The organism is Streptomyces sp. NPDC042259, assembly GCF_055582085.1.
The window spans coordinates 229,136-246,852 of sequence record NZ_JBVJDW010000009.1 but is presented as its reverse complement, the minus strand read 5'-3'; the positions used below and the strand labels follow the sequence as shown (position 1 = coordinate 246,852).

The following is a 17,717-nucleotide window of genomic DNA, read 5'->3' as shown; positions in this document are numbered from 1 at the left end:
AAAGCACGTCGCCTGAGCTGACCTGCGAGGTCTCGCGCTCGACGCACATCTGACCCCATATCGGCCTTCGGCGTGGCCGTGCGGGAACGTGACCGAATCTCCCCCAGGATGTGACCAATGTCCCGGGGGCGATTCGTTTCCCCAGGTCAGGGATGTTGAAGGAACAACGTCCGGGCCCTTGGTCCCGTCCGTTTCATGACGTTTCGCACTACGCTCCGGGGGCATCGCGCGCGAAGCTGAGGTAGGAATTCGGGGGATCTATTGCAACCGGGAGTACGTCAGTGAGCGCCATGTCCCTTGCCCTGCTGCTTGCCGCTGCCACCGCGACGGCGGCGGGCGCCGCCGCCCTCCACACCACCCGCGGTCTGCGCCGGCAGATCACCGCCCTGCGCACCGAGCTGGCGGCCGCCACCGCGGACCGCCGGGCCCACGCGCCGGTGCCCGCCGCCCGTACCGCCCCCGTGGCGGAGCTGTCCGAGATACGCGCGGCCGTCGCCGACGCGCTCGCCGAGGAGCGCGAGCGGGAGCTGGCCGAGGCCCGTGCCTTCTGGGCGGCGCAGGAGGCCCGGGACGCCGCCGACGCCCCGTCCCTGCTGGGCGGCCTGTCCGGCCTCGGTGACGATCTGCTGACGCCCGACGGCCCCTACGGCGGGCTCTTCGTGCCCCGCCAGGCGGACCTGGCCGGTCTGGAGCCGCTGCCGGGCACCGACCCGCTGACGGAGGCGGCCGAGGCCGTCGCCGACGCGGAGGCCGCCGAGTCGCCCGAGCTGACCGCCGCGCGCCGCCGCCACCCCTCGCACCCGGACTTCTCGCCGTTCCCGGCGACCGACGACCACGAGCGCACCGTCGAGCGCCTCGCCGAGCTGGCGGAGATCGGGATGCCGCTGGCCGACGTCCGCCCGGGCCCGCTCGGCACCCTCGACGTGTACGTCTTCGCCGACGGCACCACCCTCTGCATGACCCCCGGCCACCGCGAGACCGCCGAGCGGCTGGCGGACGCGCTGCGCACCGGTGACTCCCCCGTGCTGCTGGGCGGCTCCGGGGTCTCCGGCGCCTACGCCCTGACGTTCGGCTGCGCGTCGGGGAACGTCTACGTCCTCGCCGACCGCGTCATCGCCTCCCTGTAGCCCCTCACGGGCCGCTCAGCGGCCGCGCGGGCTCCCGGCCGCCCACGGGGCGCCGGGGCTCGTCCCGCCGCCCCCGTGCGGCGTTTACAGGCCGCAGCGCTTCGCCGCGGCCTCGACGAGGGCCACGGCCTCGGCCACTGACGGGCCCGTCGCGGCCTGATCCCCACCACCGACGGCCAGTGCTTCGGCCAAATCGTGGCCGGCCACGGCCACTTGGTCGGCGACCGCGAACATGCCGGCTTCCGGCATCTCCCGGGCGGCGGCCGTCCCCGGCTCCTCGACGGCTTGCGTCCAGGCGGCCAGGTCTCGGGCCAGGGCCAGCGCTTCCGCCGCCGCCCCCCTGCTCAGTCGGGACTGCGGCAGGGCACGCAGCCGGTCGGCGAAGGCGTCCACAGCGGCCAGAAGAGGCGTCACATCATCCACGCCGCGAGCCTATGCGCCGTCCACCGACTGTTGCCAACGCCTGAACACTCAGGCACGGTGACATGAAGGACCATCATCCGACGCGTCCGGAGGCGCCGATGACCCACGTCTTCTCCGACGAGACCCACCGGAATCTGCTCTCCCGAATCCCCCATTGCACCGGCCGCGAGATCGCCGACTGGCTGCGCACGGTCGACGAAGGACCCTCCCTCTTCCGCTTCGAGGAGAAGGTCAGCTGGCTGCGGGGAGAGCACGACCTCGCGTACGGCCACGCCAAGGCGATCGTCCACGAGTACGACCTCCGGCGGGCGGCGCGGAAGCTGGGATAGCCGCACACCCGGCGAACGACCCCCGACAGACGACGAAGGGCCCGGGAAGGCGAATGCCTTCCCGGGCCCTTCCGGTCTTTCGGGGACCAGTCGCTTGGGGGACTAGTCGTTGCTCAGCAGCGAGATCAGCCGCAGCATCTCCGTGTAGATCCACACGAGCGAGAGCGTCAGGCCGAAGGCCGCCAGCCAGGACTCCTCGCGGGGAGCGCCGTAGCGGACGCCGTCCTCGATCTGCTTGAAGTCCAGCGCGAGGAACGCGGCGCCGAGCAGCACGCCGACGATGCCGACGACGATGCCCAGACCGCCGGTGCGGAAGCCGAGGCCGTCACCGCCGCCGAAGACGGCGAACAGCATGTTGACGGCCATCAGCAGCACGAAGCCGATCGCGGCCGCCATCACGAAGCGGACGAACCTGCGGTCGACCCGGATGAGGCGGGTCTTGTAGGCGAGCAGGACACCCACGAAGACGGCGGTCGTACCGAGCACCGCCTGCATCGGGGCGCCCTGGGCGACGTTGTTGTACGCCTGGCTGATCACACCGAGGAACAGGCCCTCGAAGACGGCGTAGCCGAGGATCAGGGCAGGGACGGGCTTGGCCCTGAACGCCTGGACGAGGCCGAGCACCATCGCGACGAGACCGGCACCGAAGCCGAGGGCCGCGGGCAGCTCGAGCGCCCAGGCCAGACCGGCGGCGACGACGACCGCACCCAGCGTGATGCCGGTGCGCGAGACGACGTCGTCCATGGTCATCCGGCCGGGCTGCGCCGGGGCCTGCGGGGCACCGTGCTGCAGATCGGGACCACCGGTGGCGTACGGGTTCGCCGCGTACGGGTTGGTGGGCTCGGCGTACGGGTTGCTCGCGTAGGGGTTGCCCTGGGTCGCGGCCCCGGCCTGCGGCCCCGCGTTGAAGCCCGCGTAGCCGCCGTTGTCGCGGCTGAACCCCCGTCGCGAGAAGACCGGGTTGCTGCTCCTCATTTCACTCCTCCATGGCCACCCTGCGCGGCCTTGCGACAAGGGTAATAGGTAGGCAAAGAAATGACCCTCCTGCTTGGGGACGATCTTTTTCTTCGCACGTCTTCCCTCACAACGCGAACCGAAGCCCGCCGGTTCCCCGTGACCCACCGCACACCAAGAAACGGCGGAGTGTATTCCGTTTCCGGCGGAGAGCGCGCCCGCGTGGGGATACAGCACGCGTGCGCGGTGGTGCCCGGAACCGGACTCGAACCGGCACGGCCGTAAGGCCAGCGAGGTTTAAGCTCGCCGTGTCTGCATTCCACCATCCGGGCAGAGCTCTCGGGCCGTCACGGACTGGGAGGCGCGCGCGCCTCATCAGAAGAGAGCAGGACGAGCCTATCCGGGGAGCGCCCCCCAAACAGCGGAACCATGACCCGAGGTTGTCTTATTTTATTGGCAACTGAGGGCCTATCAGTGCAGGGATGACGCCATTGGCACATGCCAGAGGCCGATCTCCCCCGTTCCCGCCCCCGCCCCTCGCGCCGTCCGCAATTGTCGCAATCTCGTCTTCGGCTCTCAGGGGCGCCCTCCTACCAAAGGATGACGAACCTCCCGGCGGCTACCCCTTGAGTCTGTCCCGGGAACCGGAGCTGGGTCTGATCCCGGCGGCGTATCCGCACAGGACGATGGAAAGACGTTCCGCCCTCGTCCCGACAGGAGTGCTCCACCGTGACCACCACCCCCTTCGGCGCCCAGACCGCCGTCCGCACCACCGCGGTGGCGGCCCGCGCCACGGATCTCACCAAGGTCTACGGACAGGGCGAGACCCAGGTGGTCGCCCTGGACGCCGTGTCCGTGGAATTCCGTCAGGCCGAGTTCACCGCGATCATGGGTCCGTCCGGCTCCGGCAAGTCGACCCTCATGCACTGCATGGCGGGCCTCGACTCGGTCTCCCGCGGCTCCGCCCGGATCGGCGACACCGAACTCACCTCGCTGAACGACAAGAAGCTCACCCGGCTGCGCCGCGACAAGATCGGCTTCATCTTCCAGGCGTTCAACCTGCTCCCGACGCTGAACGCCCTGGAGAACATCACGCTTCCCATGGACATCGCGGGCCGCAAGCCCGACAAGCAGTGGCTGGACATGGTCGTCGACACCGTCGGCCTCTCCGGGCGGCTCAAGCACCGGCCCAACCAGCTCTCCGGCGGCCAGCAGCAGCGCGTCGCCGTGGCCCGCGCCCTGGCCGGCCGCCCCGAGATCATGTTCGCCGACGAGCCGACCGGAAACCTCGACTCCCGCTCCGGCGCCGAGGTGCTCGGCTTCCTGCGCAACTCGGTGCGCGAGCTGGGCCAGACCGTGGTCATGGTCACCCACGACCCCGTCGCCGCCTCCTACGCCGACCGCGTCGTCTTCCTCGCCGACGGCCGCATCGTCGACGAGCTGCGCGAGCCCACCGCCGACGCCGTCCTCGACCGCATGAAGCGCTTCGACGCCAAGGGCCGCACGAGCTGAGGTCCGGGCAGCCCCGGACCGACACCCGTAGCCCTTTCCTCTCGTCCCCCTCGCCCCTCACCCGTCACAGGGACGAGGGAACCCCACTCAGGACTGACCATGTTCCGTACCGCCTTGCGCAATGTGCTCGCGCACAAGGCCCGGCTGCTGATGACCGTCCTCGCCGTCATGCTCGGCGTGTCCTTCGTCTCCGGCACCCTGGTCTTCACCTCGACCATCTCGGACGCCTACCAGAAGAGCTCCCAGAAGGGCTTCACCGGCGTCGACGTCGCCATCCAGCCCCACCGGGAGGACGGCGACAAGGGCAAGCCCGGTGCCGCGCCCGACCTCGGCCAGGGCCTGCTGGACCGGGCCGCGAAGGTACCGGGCGCCGCCTCGGCCACCGGCTCCGTCAACGGCTTCGCCGCGATATCCGACAAGAAGGGCAAACTCATCGGTGAGGGCTTCACCTCCGCCGGTGCCAACTACTACCCGGGCGCCGGCGGCAAGGACCCCCGCTACCCGATGAAGAGCGGCCGCGCGCCGCGGGCCAAGGGCGAGATCGCCCTCGACGCCACCACCGCCGACCGCGCGGGCTACAAGGTCGGCGACACCGTCCGGGTCTCCGTCGACGGCCCGGTGCTGCCGCAGAAGGTCACCGGCATCTTCACCACCGACGACGGCAACGTCGCCGCCGGCGGCAGCCTCGCCCTCTTCGACACCCCGACCGCGCAGCGGCTCTACGCCAAGCCCGGCCGGTTCAGCGAGATCGACGTGAAGGCCGCGCCCGGCACCTCGCAGACCGCGCTCAAGGCCGAGCTGGACAAGATCCTGCCGCGCGACGCCGAGGCCACCACCGGCAAGAAGCTCGCCGACGACCAGGCGAAGATCATCGCCACCGGCATGGACGGCATGAAGGACGCCCTGCTGATCTTCGCGGGCATCTCCCTCTTCGTGGGCATCTTCATCATCGCCAACACCTTCACCATGCTGGTCTCGCAGCGCACCAAGGAGCTGGCGCTGATGCGCGCGGTCGGCGCAAGCCGCCGCCAGGTCACCCGCTCCGTGCTCATCGAGGCGTTCGTCGTCGGCGCGGTCGCCGCCGTCGCGGGCCTCGTGGCCGGCATCGGCATCGGCGCCGGGCTGCGCGCCCTGATGAACGGCACCGGGGCCACCGTCCCCGACGGACCGCTCGTGATCCCGCCGTCCGCGATCGTCAGTTCGCTGGTCGTCGGCATCGTCGTGACGATGCTCGCCGCCTGGCTGCCCGGCCGCCGCGCCGCGAAGATCCCGCCGGTCGCCGCCATGAACAGCGTGCACGCCGTGGCCACCACCCGGTCGCTGGTGGTCCGCAACTCCATCGGCGCCGTCTTCGCCGCCGCCGGTGTCGCGCTCGTCCTCGCCTCGAAGACCCAGTCGACCCTCGGCATCGGCGCCGCGCTGCTGCTCGTCGGCGTCTTCGTCCTGACCCCGCTGCTGTCCCGGCCGCTGATCGCCGCCGCGGCCCCCGTGCTGCGCGTCTTCGGAATGCCCGGCAAGCTCGCCCGGCAGAACGCGGTCCGCAACCCGCGCCGCACCGCCGCGACCGCCTCGGCCCTGATGATCGGCCTCACCCTGATCACCGGCCTGACCGTGATCGCGGGCAGCGTGTCCAAGGCCATCGACAAGATGGCCACGGACGCCATCAAGGCCGACTACATCGTCTCCATGGCGAGCCAGACCCCGCTCTCCCCGGACGTCGAGAAGAAGCTCTCCACGCTGGACGAGGTCACCGCCTCCACCCCGCTGCGCCAGTCCCCCTCCCGGATCGACGGCGACTTCCAGCAGCTCGTCGGGGTCAACGGCAAGACCATCGCCGACCTCACCCAGCTCGACTTCACCAAGGGTTCGTTCGCCGGCCTCTCCGGCGGCAAGGCCGTCGTCGACGACAAGACCGCCCGTAGCCACGGCTGGAAGCTCGGCTCGACCCTCGACACCACCTACGAGGACGGCAAGCGGGGCAAGCTCACCGTCTCGGGCGTCTACCAGGGCAACGAGCTGATGCGCGGCATCACGGTCGACACCAGGACCCTCGCCCCGCACCAGAGCGAGATCACCGACCAGCAGGTCATGGTCAAGACCAGGGGCGGTACGAGCGAGGCGTCCGAGGAGTCGCTGCGCAAGGCCCTCGGTGACAACCCGGCCATCTTGATCCAGACCAAGAAGGACGTCTCCGAAAGCATCGCCGGTGCCATCAACCTGATGCTGAACATGCTCTACGGGCTGCTCGCGATGGCCGTGATCGTCGCGGTGCTCGGCGTCGTCAACACCCTCGCGATGTCCGTCTTCGAGCGGTCGCAGGAGATCGGCATGCTGCGTGCCATCGGCCTGGACCGCAAGGGCATCAAGCGGATGGTGCGGCTGGAGTCGCTGGTCATCTCGCTCTTCGGCGGTGTGCTCGGCATCGGCCTCGGTGTCTTCTTCGGCTGGGCGGCCGGCGAGCTGATCGGCAACGCCCTGACCACCTACGAGCTGGTGCTCCCGTGGGGCCGCATGGGGATCTTCCTGCTGCTGGCCGCCGTGGTGGGCGTGCTGGCCGCGCTGTGGCCCGCCCGCCGGGCGGCCCGGCTGAACATGCTCTCGGCCATCAAGGCCGAGTAGCGGGCGGGGGGCGGCCCGGTCGGCCCGAATCCGACCGTGCCGCCCTCCGGCAAGGCCCGGCCCGCGCGACATTCCGTCGCGCGGGCCGGGCTTTCGCGTGCGGGGGCCTTCGCCTGCAGGCGGCGGGCTTCCCCGTGCGGGCTCAGCCCCGCCACTCCCGGGTCCGCAGCGGCAGACCGGAAGCCCCGGAGTCCGGGGTGCGGACCGCCAGTACCTGATTGACCCCTATCCGGTTGCGCTCGAAGGACAACGCGGACGCGGCCATGTAGAGCCGCCAGACACGGGCACGGCCGGGCGAGCTGAGCCTGACGGCCTCGTCCCAGTGGGCCTCCAGATTCGCCACCCAGCGGCGCAGCGTCAGGGCGTAGTGCTCGCGCAGCGCCTCAACGTCGCGGACCTCGAACCCGGCCCGCTCCAACTGCCCGACGGTCCGGCCGACGGGCGCCAGCTCCCCGTCGGGAAAGACGTAGCGGTCGATGAACTCGTCGACCTCGTAGGCCCCTTCGTCGGTCAGCGGCCGGCGGGCGATCTGGTGGTTGAGCAGCCGGCCTCCGGGCCGCAGCAGCCCGTACAGCTCGGCGGCGTACTCCGCGTAGCGCGCGGAGCCGACGTGCTCGGCCATGCCGATGGAGGAAATGGCGTCGAAGGGGCCGTCGGCAGTCTCCCGGTAGTCCTGGACGCGGATCTCGACCCGGTCCGCCAGCCCCGCCTCGGCGATCCGCTTGCGGGCGTAGACGGCCTGCTCCTCGGAGAGCGTGATGCCCACCGCGCTCACCCCGTACTCGCGGGCGGCGTGCAGCACCATCGAGCCCCAGCCGCAGCCGACGTCCAGCAGCCGCTGGCCGGGTTCCAGGGCGAGCTTGCGGCAGACGAGGTCCAGCTTGGCGCGCTGGGCCTCTTCGAGGGTGGAGCCGGGGCTCTCCCAGTAGGCGCAGGAGTAGACCATCGAGGGGCCGAGGACCCGCTCGTAGAAGGTGTTGCCCACGTCGTAGTGGTGGCTGACGGCCGCCTTGTCGCGGCGGGGGGTGTGCAGCGGGCCGCCGCGGGTGCGGGCCGCCTCCTCGGGCGGCGGGGGCGGCGGCAGCCCGGGTCCGGCGAGCTTGAGCAGCTCGGTGCCCGCGGCGCGCAGCTCCGGGTCGCGCAGGGTCCGCAGCAGGACGGCGGGCCCGGACGGGCGGCCCGCGTCCTCACCGCGCTCCCAGAGCGAGCCGGAGAGCAGGTCGAGGGCTTCGTAGAGATCGCCCTCGACGTCGAGGTCACCGGCGACCCAGGCGCGGGCCAGGCCCAGCTCGCCCGGCTTCCACAGCAGCCGACGCAGGGCACGACGACGGCGGACGACGAGAACAGGGGTGCCGGGGGCCCCCGGCGGGCCGGACTCGCTGTGGTCCCAGGCGCGGATCCGCACCGGGAGCGGGGCTCCCAGTACCTTCTCCGCGAGCGCGGTGAGCCGTCCAGCGGCGTCGGCCATGTCGCACACCTCCGTGATGAAGCGCCAGGAAAAGATTCATCTGACACCTAAACACTTACGGGTCGCGCTGTACTCCCGTCCCCTGAGACTTGGTCGACTTCCCCACCGCTAAACCTGCGCGGGGCGCCGGGCATGCCGAAGGGCGCCCATCCCACGGAAGATGGACGCCCTTCGGGCCGTGTTTCGTGCGGCTGCCGCTAGGAGGCCTTGGCCTTCTCGGCCGGGGAGTCGGCCTTCGCCTGCGGGGCCGGCTTGGCGGCCTCGTAGAACTCCTCGCGGGGGTTCTCCATGGCGCCGAGCGAGACGACCTCGCGCTTGAGGAACATGCCCAGCGTCCAGTCGGCCAGGACGCGGATCTTCCGGTTGAAGGTCGGCATCGCCATGCCGTGGTAGCCACGGTGCATGTACCAGGCGAGACGGCCCTTGAGCTTGATCTTCATCTTGCCCATGACGATCATCGCGACGCCCTTGTGCAGGCCGAGGCCCGCGACGGCGCCCTTGTTGGCGTGCGAGTACGTCTTCTGCGGGAAGCCGCGCATGCCGGAGATGACGTTGTCACCGAGGACCTTCGCCTGACGCAGCGCGTGCTGGGCGTTCGGCGGGCACCAGGCGTTCGGGTTGCCGGCGTTGCGGCCGACCACGTCCGGGACCTGGGCGTTGTCGCCGGCGGCCCAGATGTAGTCCGTGCCCTGGACCTGGAGGGTCTCGGAGGTGTCGACGTGGCCGCGCGGGCCGAGCGGCAGGCCGAAGCGGGCCAGCGCCGGGTTCGGCTTCACGCCGGCGGTCCACACGATCGTGTTGGAGTCGACCTCAAGGCCGTTCTTCAGCACGACGTGGCCGTCGACGCACGAGTCCATCGAGGTGGAGAGGTAGATCTCGACACCCCGGCTCTCGAGGTGCTTCTTGCCGTATTCGCCGAGCTTCGGGCCGACCTCGGGAAGGATCTTGTCGGCGGCGTCGACGAGGACGAAGCGCATGTCCTCGCGCTTGACCGTCGGGTAGTACTTGGCGGCGTCGCGCGCCATGTCCTCGACCTCGCCGATGGTCTCCGCGCCCGCGAAGCCACCGCCGATGAAGACGAAGGTCAGCGCCTTGCGGCGGATCTCCTCGTCGGTCGTGGAATCAGCCTTGTCGAGCTGCTCCAGGACGTGGTTGCGCAGGCCGATGGCCTCCTCGATGCCCTTCATGCCGATGCCGTTCTCGGCGAGGCCGGGGATCGGGAAGGTACGGGAGACGGCGCCGAGCGCGATGACCAGGTAATCGAAGGGCAGCTCGTACGCCTCGCCGACGAGCGGCGCGACGGTGGCGACCTTCCGGTCATGGTCGATCGTGGTGACGCGGCCGGTGAGGACCTCCGCCTTGGGGAGCACGCGTCGCAGCGGCACCACGACGTGGCGGGGGGAGATGCTGCCGGCAGCTGCTTCGGGCAGGAAGGGCTGGTAGGTCATGTACGAGCGCGGGTCGACGACCGTGACGGTCGCCTCCGCGTACCGCATCTTCTTAAGGATGCGGCGCGCCGCGTACAGGCCGACGTACCCACCGCCTACTACGAGGATCCGTGGACGCTCCGTGGTGCTCATGTTTCGAGTATCCAGCACTCTCGGGAGGGGTGCTCGTGAGCCCCTTCACAAGGTCTGATGGACCATCTGCTACACTCCGCCGCCCTCGTGACCCACGCCATACTCCCGCAAGGGAACCACTCACCGGTCACATGCGTTGTTCACCCCTGCTGAACTGGCCTTGCGCGGTTCGCGGGCGCTGAACCAGTGCGCTCGAAGCGCCTGCATAAACGTTCCTTTAACCCGCATGAAACCGGACGGTTTCCGACCGCCAGGGCCTGTCGGGCCCCGAAAGAGGGCCGGAAGGCCGCTGTGGGTGCCCGTCGAGCCACTTTTTCATGTGAAGGATTTCACGAACCTTTTTCGCGGAGGGGTTCCGGAGCGCCTCGCGGGACGCTTCCGGGCGCTGCCGTCCGCGCCCTGGGCTCGGCGCGGAGGTTGTCGACCCCTGCCCGTGTACACACCATTGCGTACACTGCGTGTATGGCGGAAAACGTGACCGTGCGGGAAGCCCGCGCACACCTCGCGGACCACATCAACCGTGCCGAGCAGGGAACGCCGACGGTCATCACGCGCAATGGGGCCCCGGTGGCCGCCCTCGTACCGATCGCGGACTTCGACGCCCTGGAAGCAGCGGCCGACGAGCTGCTCGCCCGGGAGGCCGAGGCGGTCCTGGCCGAAGGGGGCCCCACGGTGACGATGGCCGAGCTGCTGGCGGACCTGTTCACCGAGCGCGGCGAAGGCGCGGCGTGAAGTACGCGTTCCGGTTCACGGCGGAGGCACAGCGGCAGCTGCGGGCCATCGACCGGCCCGCCGCCATGCGCGTCCTGGCCGCGCTGACCGCACTCGGCGACGACCCGTACCGCGAGGACGCCGACATCAAGAAACTCTCGGGCCCGTCGGGCCTGTACCGGCTCCGGGTCGGCGATTACCGGGTCGCCTACCGGGTCGAGGACGGCGAACTCGTCATCCTGGTCGTCAAGGTCGGCGACCGTCGCGACGTCTACCGCAACGTCTGAGTGGGGCCTGCCAGCCGCCGGCCCGGGACGGCTGTCTTGTTCCGGCACTGGCTGCTCCGGCACCGACGGCCGGAAGCGGGACGGGCACGTGCCTGCCACCGCGATGCGGCCGGTGGACGCGACCGGAGCGTGACGGCGCACCTCTTCCCGTGAGCTACGGCAGGTAGACGCGCTGCCACTCCAGCGACGACATGCCCTGCGCGGCGTCGGCCAGGGCGATCGCCGACGGCGTCTTCAGCTTGGCCCGTGTGCTGTCGACCCACTCCTGGGCCTTGCCGTAGCCCTGTTCCAGGTACTCCAGCCCCTGGATCATGCACTCCAGCTTGTCCGCGTCGCGCGCGACCATGACGTCGAGGGAGTCACCGTTCTCGTACTCGTGAACCACCGCTCGCACCCCCGCCGCCACAGCGGGATGGGCCTGGGACACCTGGTCAGCGGTGACCTTCTCGTTGTCGGCCGCCGTGAGGTAACGGCGGCCGACCCAGGGGATGTCACCGATCCGGGTCTCCTGGGTGTCATGGAAGGTGCAGAGCAACGCGACCTTGGCCGGGTCGGCCCCTTCCATCATCGCCAGCACCGACCCGATGACGGCGGTACGGAAGCTGTGCTCCGCGATCGACTCGGGGTCCTTCACCCCCACGATCCACCAGCCGGTGCGCTTGGCGCGCTTCAGCAGGCCCATTTCCATCAGGTAGCACACGGACCCCTTGGCGTACTGATCGTCAGTCATGCGTTCGTCCTTCCAGGCGGTCCCGGGGCGGCTCTGGCCAGACCGTAGTGCACGACGTCGAGCCGCCCGCCCGTTCCGCCGGTACTGCCTGTCCGCTTCCCTTGGTACGGCCCGCACCACGACTCCCCGCACCGGCCAACTCGACCATGCAACAGGCGCGTTCCGCACTGCGTGACGTGCGATGTTCCTGCCGATCGGTGGGGAACGATCCGCCTGTACGGAGACAGTAGGTGACCTGCCCCCCAAATCCCACGGAACGGGCCCTCTTGCTGCTCAGGAGCGCCCGCTCTTACTCGAGTCTGCCGTCGCGGACCGCTGCGACGAGGCCGTGCACCTGCCCATAGCTCAGCAGCAGGGCCGGCCCCGTCGGGTTCTTGCTGTCCCGGACCGCGACGACCCGCTCGTTGACGATGCCGAACTCGACGCAGTCGGACACCGCGCCGGATGCCGTCGCTTTCCACCAGCTCACGGGGAGAGTCGAGGCATCGTGTATGTGGCTCATGCCATCTTCCTTATCTCTGCGATGCGGTCAGCGGACGCGTCAGCCGGGAGCGCGGCGGCACGCAATCGCTCGAAGGCGTCCTGATAGACGCCGACCTGTTCGCCATCCTCGACGTAGAGCGCCGAGGTCAGGCTTTCCACATGGACGACGTCGAGGTCGGTGTGATCGTTGAACCCGAGGATCGAGAACGAACCCATCTGCCCAACGTGGGTCGGGGCGTCCGGTGGCATCACTTGAATGGTGATGTTGGGTCGACGGCTCAGTGTGTGCAAGCGCGTGAGCTGGTCGTGCATCACGCCCTCGCCCAGGCACCGGGTGTGAAGCGCGTTCTCGGCGATGATCACGCTCAGAGCGAGAGGCCGCTCCCGTGAAGTGAGCACCGCCTGGCGCGCGAGCCGGATCTCGACCAGCGCGTCCACCCGTTCTTCAACCGCAGCCGACATGGCCGTGCTGGCGATGATCTCGCGAGCGTACTCGGCGGTCTGCAACAGGCCTGGAATGGCTCCGATCTGCCAAGACCGTGCCGATGCCGCATCGGCTTCGAGAGAGATCAGATCCTCGTAGACCGGGGACAGGACTCCACGATACGAGTGCCACCAACCACGGCGCGCGCCTTCGCTCGCGAGGGCCAGTAGCGCCGCTTGAAGCTCGGGGTTGTCAACGCCGTACAGATTGAGGAGCAACTCGACATCGGCGGGCTTCGCCGCAGTGCGGGCCGTCTCCACCCGGGACAGTTTGGCTACCGTGACCTTGCCTGCGGACTTCGCCGCAACCTCTTCGAGGGTGAGCCCCAAGCCGTCGCGGAGCGCGCGCAATTTCGCCCCCAGCCTGCGTCGACGCACTGTTGGTGTGCTCACATGCCCCTCCGTCATTGCGTTCTGACTGCCAGTCTGCCGCCTGCCGTCCGGCCATGTCATCCGTGCTGATCGTTTGGCCACCGCCACCTCAGAGCAATATGCAAATTCTCATCCTTACGTGAGAACTGGTTGCACGAGCAGGTCCATAGGAGCACTCTGAAACTACGAAACGTCATAGCGCGATCACTGTCGTGACACGAATCGGCGCTGATCGACACTGCCCGTGAGGGGATTTGCACGGTGTTCATGCATCCGAGTCCGCTGACCCTGTCCCCCCGCCGCCCTTCGGTGGGCCCGCCGTCGCACACCACGTTCCCGAGCACCCCAGAATCGGTCGGTGAGGCCCGGAGCTACGCCCGCGAGATCATCGAGCGCTGCGCACCCGGTACCGCCCTGGACCACGTAGCCGATGTACAGCTGGTCGTCTCCGAGTTGGTGACCAACGCCTTCCGGTACGGCACCGAGCCCGGGGACAGCCTCGCCCTGACCGTCTCGGCCTCGGCCAACCGTGTGCGCGTCGAGGTGCACGACCCCACCCGTCGTCGGCCGTGCCTCAAACCGGAGTCCGAAGAGCGACAGCGGGGGCGCGGCTTGTTCATCGTGGAACATCTCGCCGAGATCTGGGGAGTCGAGGACCGGCCGCTCGGAAAGATCGTTTGGGCGGAACTCACGTGGCACTGACCAGCCCGGCCGACTCGGCACTGATCAGGCGCTCGGTATGGGACCACACGGGAGTGCCTCCCGCGACGGTTCGGATCGCGACAGCCCGGATACCGACTTCGAAGCCCGTCTTCAGCCGCACCGCCGGGCAGTGCCGACACCCGGTCGGGTGGGTGCGTCATGATGACGGCGCAGAGCAGTGCCCCCGCTGCCCGGTCCGCCGCTTCACCGATTACCGCGCGGTGCGGATACCGCAGGGCTACCTCCAGACGTCTCTGCCCATTGGGCTCGGTTGACACCAAACGATGGCCCCTCTGCCGCCGCGTTGGGCTCTACCGGGCACCGCTCACCGCCCCGGTTCCCGCTCCGCGTCAGGCCGCAGGAAGCGCTCAAGGATCAGGCGCAACGTGGGGAGTTGGGCGGCCGGGGCGAAGGACGGGTCCGTGGCGGCGGTGGTGTAGAGAGCGGCGATGAGGGCCATGACCCAGGCCGCGGTGTCGTCCGGGTCCAGGGCGGGGTCGATCCGGCCCGCCGCGGCCGCCCTCCGCAGGAGGGTGGTGACGGTGGACCGTTCCTCGTCGTTGTCGCGGCTCAGCAGCGCTTCGAGTTCGGGGTCGCGGTAGGCCTGGGTCATCGCCTCCATCACGAGGGCGGGAACCAAGGGTTCCGTGGCCGGGGCGGCGAGGAGGTCGACGGTGTCGAGGAGGGCGGTCCACGGGTCGTCGGCGACGCGGGCGGCGGCGAGACGCTCGGCCTTGGTGGCGCCCTCGTGCTCCTCGTCCTCGAAGACGGCGTAAAAGATCGCGCGCTTGTTGGGGAAATAGTGGAACAGGTTGCCCGCGCTCATGCCGGCGGCCTTGCAGATCTCCGCCGTGGTGGTGCGCTCGAAGCCCTTGGCGGCGAAGAGTCCGGCCGCGGTGTTGACGATGTGCCGGCGCCGGGCCTGGTGCCTGGCCGGATCGACTGTCCTCATCGTGGTCCCTTTCTGGTCGCCTGCGGGCCGTTCCGACCCTTCCCGTAATAATAGACCGAGCGCTCGGTCTATTATTACGGGAACAGCAGGAGCGAGGGGGAACAAGAGCATGCGCAAGAGTCTTGAGCGAAGCCCGCGAGGCGGCCGGATCACCGTGCTCGGCCAGCCGGCGTGGATCACCGTGTGCGTCTATGTGGTCTTCATGCTGATGGGAGCGGGTGTCGGCCGGCTGGCCGGCCTGCTGGCCGCCTGGTTCGTGACGCTTCCCTGGGCACCGTTGCAGGGACCGGCCGAACTCCTCTCGTCGGTCCCCGCTCCGTGGCTGCTCGCCGTGGGTGCGGTGGCCGGGCTGGTCCTCGGGCTGGTCGCGCAGTACGAGCAGTTGGTGATCCGGCTGTCGGACGACCGCGTCGTGCTCACCCGCAAGGGGCGTGAGCGGGGGTTCTCGCGCGACGCCGTCTCCGTGGTGTTCCGGGACGGCAAGCAACTCGTCCTGCTCGGCCACGACGGTGGCGAACTCACCCGCCAGGAGTGCGACCTCGACGCCGGCCGCGTTGCCGACGCCTTTGCCGAGCACGGTTACGGGTGGGCGGACGCCGATCCGCACCGGGACGAGTTCCGCCGCTGGGTCCCCGGCGCTCCGGGCCTCCCGGAGGGAGCGAACGCCGTCCTCGCAGCCCGCCAGCAGTCGTTGGAAAAGAAGGGTTCCTCCGACGACGACGTTCAAGAACTCCGTGCGGAACTGGCCCGACTCGGCGTCGTCGTGCGGGACGAGAAGCGACGCCAGTACTGGAGGACGTTCCGGACGCCCGGTCCGGCCACCCCCGGCCCCGGTGAGTGAATTACGGCGGCCCGCCGCCCGCGACCAGAGTGCCCAGAGCCGTGCGCCGGTGGGTGACCGAGCGGCCCGTGCGAATCGTCGTCGCCAGGCCCGCAGATCTGAGCGTCGCCGCGTGGGACGAGGCCGTCGCGTTACTGACGCGCAGGGCGCGGGCCAGGGATGACGTGGTGTGCGGCTCGGCGAGGAGGCGCAGGGCTTCGAGCCGGGTGCGGCCCAGGACGGCGGCCAGCGCCTCGGCGGGGACGGCCCGGTGTTCCGCGGTGGGCGGGAGCCCGGGTCCGGCCGGGTACGTCAGGACCACGGGACGGCCCGGGGCGTCCTGAAGCAGCGGGCCCGCCGGATGGTGGAAGGTCGGCAGCAGAACCAGGCCGCGCCCGTCGAGGTGGACGTCCCGGGGCGGCGCCCCGCCGGGCCACTCCCACACGCCCTCGTGGAGCCGGCTGCCCGGGGCCAGACCGGTCAGCGCGGCGGCCACGCCGTGCTCGGCGACGGCCAGCGCGTAGCGGGTGAACTCCTCCCGGTGCAGATCCTGCACGACGGGCCAGACCGGGGCGAGGACCGTCTCGTACGCGGACCGCTGGGCGCGGTACAGCGTGCGCCAGGCCGTCTCGTCGCCCGCGTGCAGGCCGCGGATCCAGTGCGGCGCGGGCACCGGCCCGTAGACCCGCTCCAGTTCGGAACGGACGATGCCCGGGCCGGTGGCACGGATGTGCGCGAAGCCGTCGGCCAGGGTGTCGCCGAGGACGTCGAGGAAGGAGGGCGGGCGGCCCGTGGGAACCAGGTCGGCGAGCGGGTCGGCGGCAGCCGGGAGGGAGCGCAGGACACGGCCGCGCCACGGTGTGAACAGCGGTGCGCCGCGCGGGGTCACGGCTGTCGTCAGGGCGGCGTGCAGTTCCTGGAGCGGCGCCGGGCGGGGTGCGAAGCGGACGCGGGCGAAGTCCGCCGCGGTGAAGTGGATGCGCAGCGCCTGCACGGCTCACAACTCCCCGTTCCCGGCCATCCTTTCGGCAAGGGCCTGAACCTTCGCGTCGTGACGGCCCCCGCCCAAGGATGTGCGTATGACTTCTCGACGCGCTCTGCTGAAAGGCACCCTATTCGGGAGTGCCGCCGCCCTGTTGCCCACGGCCGCGTCCGCCTCCGGCGGTGACCCGCGCCTGAGGCTGCCCGCGCCCGCCGGCCCGTACCCCGTCGGCCTGCGGACGGTCCATCTGACGGACCCGGCCCGTACCGACCCGTGGGTCGGCGGTGTGCGGGAGTTGATGCTGACCGTCCTGTACCCGGCCCGGTCGGTGCGCGGCTTCCCCCGGGCCCCGCAGCTCACCCCGGCCGAGGCCGAGGAGTTCGCCCAGTACGCGCCGCGCGTCCACCCGGGGCTGCCGGGGCCGGGCGCGGTGGACTGGGGCGCGGTCCGCACCCACGGGTACGTGGGCGCGCCGCCGCTGCCCGGCCGGCGGCCGGTGCTGGTGTACTCACCGGGCGGCGGCGACTCCCGCACGCTCGGCACGAGCCTCGCCGAGGACCTGGCGAGCCACGGCCGGGTGGTCGTCCTCGTCGACCACCCCGGTGACGCCTCCCAGGTGGAGCTGCCGACGGGGATGCGGACGACCGCCCTGGCCGGACCGCCGGATCCGGCGACCTTCCGCACGATGGTGGACACACGGATCGCGGACCTCCGCCTGGTGCTGGACCGGCTCGGCGGCCTGCCGCTCGCCCCGGTCATGGACCCGGCCCGGGTCGGGCTGTACGGGCACTCGGCGGGCGGCACGGCGGCGGTGTACGCGGCCCGTGGCGACCGCCGGGTCCGCGCGGTGGCGAACCTGGAGGGGTATCTCGACCTGTACCCGGCGCCGGCCGGCTCCGACCGGCCGCTGCTGCTGTTCCGCAGCGAAGGATTCGAGGGCGCCGCCCGTATCGAGTCCTCGTGGGCGGGCCTTCCCGGCCGCCGTGCGCTGCTCCCCGACGCGAACCACTGGGCGTTCACCGACTACGGCTCGCTCGTCGCACGGCTGCGGGCCGCCGGTCTCGTCACGGCGGCGGCGCGGGCCGCGCTCGTCGGCACCGGCGACCCGGCGGTGACGCTCGCCCGGGTACGGCACGAGGTGGGGGCCTTCTTCGCCCGCCACCGGGTGTAGCGGGCCCCGCCC

19 protein-coding genes and 1 tRNA gene are annotated in these 17,717 nt (G+C 70.5%); 10 read left to right on the top strand and 10 right to left on the bottom strand.

Translation table 11 applies throughout. The features are described 5' to 3' along the window. Positions 1 to 281: 281 nt before the first annotated feature. A complete protein-coding gene (locus ACZ6MA_RS23985; RefSeq protein ID WP_469435973.1) occupies positions 282 to 1,127 on the top strand; it encodes a hypothetical protein in 846 nt (281 codons plus the stop codon). 84 nt (positions 1,128 to 1,211) lie between these two features. On the opposite strand, the gene ACZ6MA_RS23980 is transcribed toward ACZ6MA_RS23985, so the two are convergent. Continuing rightward, positions 1,212 to 1,550 (bottom strand): hypothetical protein, encoded by a 339-nt coding sequence (locus tag ACZ6MA_RS23980; RefSeq protein WP_469435972.1) that lies wholly within the window; start codon positions 1,548 to 1,550, stop codon positions 1,212 to 1,214. A 98-nt stretch (positions 1,551 to 1,648) separates the two neighbouring features. Here ACZ6MA_RS23980 and ACZ6MA_RS23975 point away from each other — a divergent pair, with 98 nt between their 5' ends. Continuing rightward, positions 1,649 to 1,879, top strand: coding sequence for a DUF4287 domain-containing protein (locus tag ACZ6MA_RS23975; RefSeq protein WP_130878224.1), 231 nt, complete (start codon positions 1,649 to 1,651; stop codon positions 1,877 to 1,879). Positions 1,880 to 1,981: 102 nt separating this feature from the next. Here ACZ6MA_RS23975 and ACZ6MA_RS23970 read toward each other — a convergent pair whose 3' ends face one another. Together ACZ6MA_RS23970 and ACZ6MA_RS23965 are read right to left on the bottom strand one after the other, a co-directional pair. Next, positions 1,982 to 2,854: a Bax inhibitor-1/YccA family protein gene (locus ACZ6MA_RS23970; protein ID WP_469435971.1), complete on the bottom strand. Its 873-nt coding sequence runs from the start codon at positions 2,852 to 2,854 to the stop codon at positions 1,982 to 1,984. A gap of 226 nt (positions 2,855 to 3,080) precedes the next feature. Then, positions 3,081 to 3,165, bottom strand: a tRNA-Leu gene (locus ACZ6MA_RS23965). Between the two features lie 397 nt (positions 3,166 to 3,562). Between ACZ6MA_RS23965 and ACZ6MA_RS23960 the strand changes: the two genes are divergently transcribed. Then, positions 3,563 to 4,345, top strand: coding sequence for an ABC transporter ATP-binding protein (locus ACZ6MA_RS23960; protein ID WP_469435970.1), 783 nt, complete (start codon positions 3,563 to 3,565; stop codon positions 4,343 to 4,345). A gap of 99 nt (positions 4,346 to 4,444) precedes the next feature. Continuing rightward, positions 4,445 to 6,964 (top strand): ABC transporter permease, encoded by a 2,520-nt coding sequence (locus tag ACZ6MA_RS23955; RefSeq protein WP_469435969.1) that lies wholly within the window; start codon positions 4,445 to 4,447, stop codon positions 6,962 to 6,964. A 142-nt stretch (positions 6,965 to 7,106) separates the two neighbouring features. Here ACZ6MA_RS23955 and ACZ6MA_RS23950 read toward each other — a convergent pair whose 3' ends face one another. Next, positions 7,107 to 8,432, bottom strand: a complete 1,326-nt coding sequence (locus ACZ6MA_RS23950) for a class I SAM-dependent methyltransferase (RefSeq protein WP_469435968.1) — start codon at positions 8,430 to 8,432, stop codon at positions 7,107 to 7,109. 197 nt (positions 8,433 to 8,629) lie between these two features. Further along, on the bottom strand, positions 8,630 to 10,012 hold the full coding sequence (locus ACZ6MA_RS23945) for an NAD(P)/FAD-dependent oxidoreductase (protein ID WP_469435967.1): 1,383 nt from the start codon (positions 10,010 to 10,012) through the stop codon (positions 8,630 to 8,632). Positions 10,013 to 10,474: 462 nt separating this feature from the next. Between ACZ6MA_RS23945 and ACZ6MA_RS23940 the strand changes: the two genes are divergently transcribed. Beyond that, positions 10,475 to 10,744 (top strand): type II toxin-antitoxin system Phd/YefM family antitoxin, encoded by a 270-nt coding sequence (locus tag ACZ6MA_RS23940; RefSeq protein WP_469435966.1) that lies wholly within the window; start codon positions 10,475 to 10,477, stop codon positions 10,742 to 10,744. Further along, the gene (locus ACZ6MA_RS23935; RefSeq protein ID WP_469435965.1) at positions 10,741 to 11,010 is read left to right on the top strand and encodes a type II toxin-antitoxin system RelE family toxin; all 270 of its coding nucleotides are present in this window, start codon (positions 10,741 to 10,743) and stop codon (positions 11,008 to 11,010) included. The genes ACZ6MA_RS23940 and ACZ6MA_RS23935 overlap by 4 nt, the downstream gene beginning before the upstream one ends. A 154-nt stretch (positions 11,011 to 11,164) precedes the next feature. Here ACZ6MA_RS23935 and ACZ6MA_RS23930 read toward each other — a convergent pair whose 3' ends face one another. From ACZ6MA_RS23930 to ACZ6MA_RS23920, 3 genes are all read right to left on the bottom strand, one after another. Further along, on the bottom strand, positions 11,165 to 11,740 hold the full coding sequence (locus ACZ6MA_RS23930) for an HD domain-containing protein (protein ID WP_469435964.1): 576 nt from the start codon (positions 11,738 to 11,740) through the stop codon (positions 11,165 to 11,167). Positions 11,741 to 12,029: 289 nt separating this feature from the next. Further along, on the bottom strand, positions 12,030 to 12,242 hold the full coding sequence (locus tag ACZ6MA_RS23925) for a DUF397 domain-containing protein (RefSeq protein ID WP_469435963.1): 213 nt from the start codon (positions 12,240 to 12,242) through the stop codon (positions 12,030 to 12,032). Then, entirely contained in the window at positions 12,239 to 13,099 is an 861-nt protein-coding gene (locus tag ACZ6MA_RS23920; protein WP_469435962.1) for a helix-turn-helix domain-containing protein, read from the bottom strand. The genes ACZ6MA_RS23925 and ACZ6MA_RS23920 overlap by 4 nt, the downstream gene beginning before the upstream one ends. A gap of 246 nt (positions 13,100 to 13,345) precedes the next feature. Between ACZ6MA_RS23920 and ACZ6MA_RS23915 the strand changes: the two genes are divergently transcribed. Both ACZ6MA_RS23915 and ACZ6MA_RS23910 read left to right on the top strand, forming a co-directional pair. Then, positions 13,346 to 13,780, top strand: coding sequence for an ATP-binding protein (locus tag ACZ6MA_RS23915; protein WP_469436043.1), 435 nt, complete (start codon positions 13,346 to 13,348; stop codon positions 13,778 to 13,780). Next, entirely contained in the window at positions 13,771 to 14,055 is a 285-nt protein-coding gene (locus ACZ6MA_RS23910) for a DUF6255 family natural product biosynthesis protein (protein WP_469435961.1), read from the top strand. The genes ACZ6MA_RS23915 and ACZ6MA_RS23910 overlap by 10 nt, the downstream gene beginning before the upstream one ends. A gap of 50 nt (positions 14,056 to 14,105) precedes the next feature. Here the strand turns inward: ACZ6MA_RS23910 and ACZ6MA_RS23905 are convergent, their stop codons facing one another. Further along, complete coding sequence (locus tag ACZ6MA_RS23905) at positions 14,106 to 14,732, bottom strand: TetR/AcrR family transcriptional regulator (protein WP_469435960.1); 627 nt, start codon at positions 14,730 to 14,732, stop codon at positions 14,106 to 14,108. Between the two features lie 109 nt (positions 14,733 to 14,841). On the opposite strand from ACZ6MA_RS23905, the gene ACZ6MA_RS23900 reads away from it, so the two are divergent. After that, the gene (locus ACZ6MA_RS23900) at positions 14,842 to 15,573 is read left to right on the top strand and encodes a YqeB family protein (RefSeq protein WP_469435959.1); all 732 of its coding nucleotides are present in this window, start codon (positions 14,842 to 14,844) and stop codon (positions 15,571 to 15,573) included. Between the two features lies 1 nt (position 15,574). Here ACZ6MA_RS23900 and ACZ6MA_RS23895 read toward each other — a convergent pair whose 3' ends face one another. Continuing rightward, positions 15,575 to 16,546: an ArsR/SmtB family transcription factor gene (locus ACZ6MA_RS23895; protein ID WP_469435958.1), complete on the bottom strand. Its 972-nt coding sequence runs from the start codon at positions 16,544 to 16,546 to the stop codon at positions 15,575 to 15,577. A gap of 85 nt (positions 16,547 to 16,631) precedes the next feature. Between ACZ6MA_RS23895 and ACZ6MA_RS23890 the strand changes: the two genes are divergently transcribed. Beyond that, positions 16,632 to 17,705 (top strand): alpha/beta hydrolase family protein, encoded by a 1,074-nt coding sequence (locus tag ACZ6MA_RS23890; protein WP_469435957.1) that lies wholly within the window; start codon positions 16,632 to 16,634, stop codon positions 17,703 to 17,705. Positions 17,706 to 17,717: the final 12 nt, after the last annotated feature.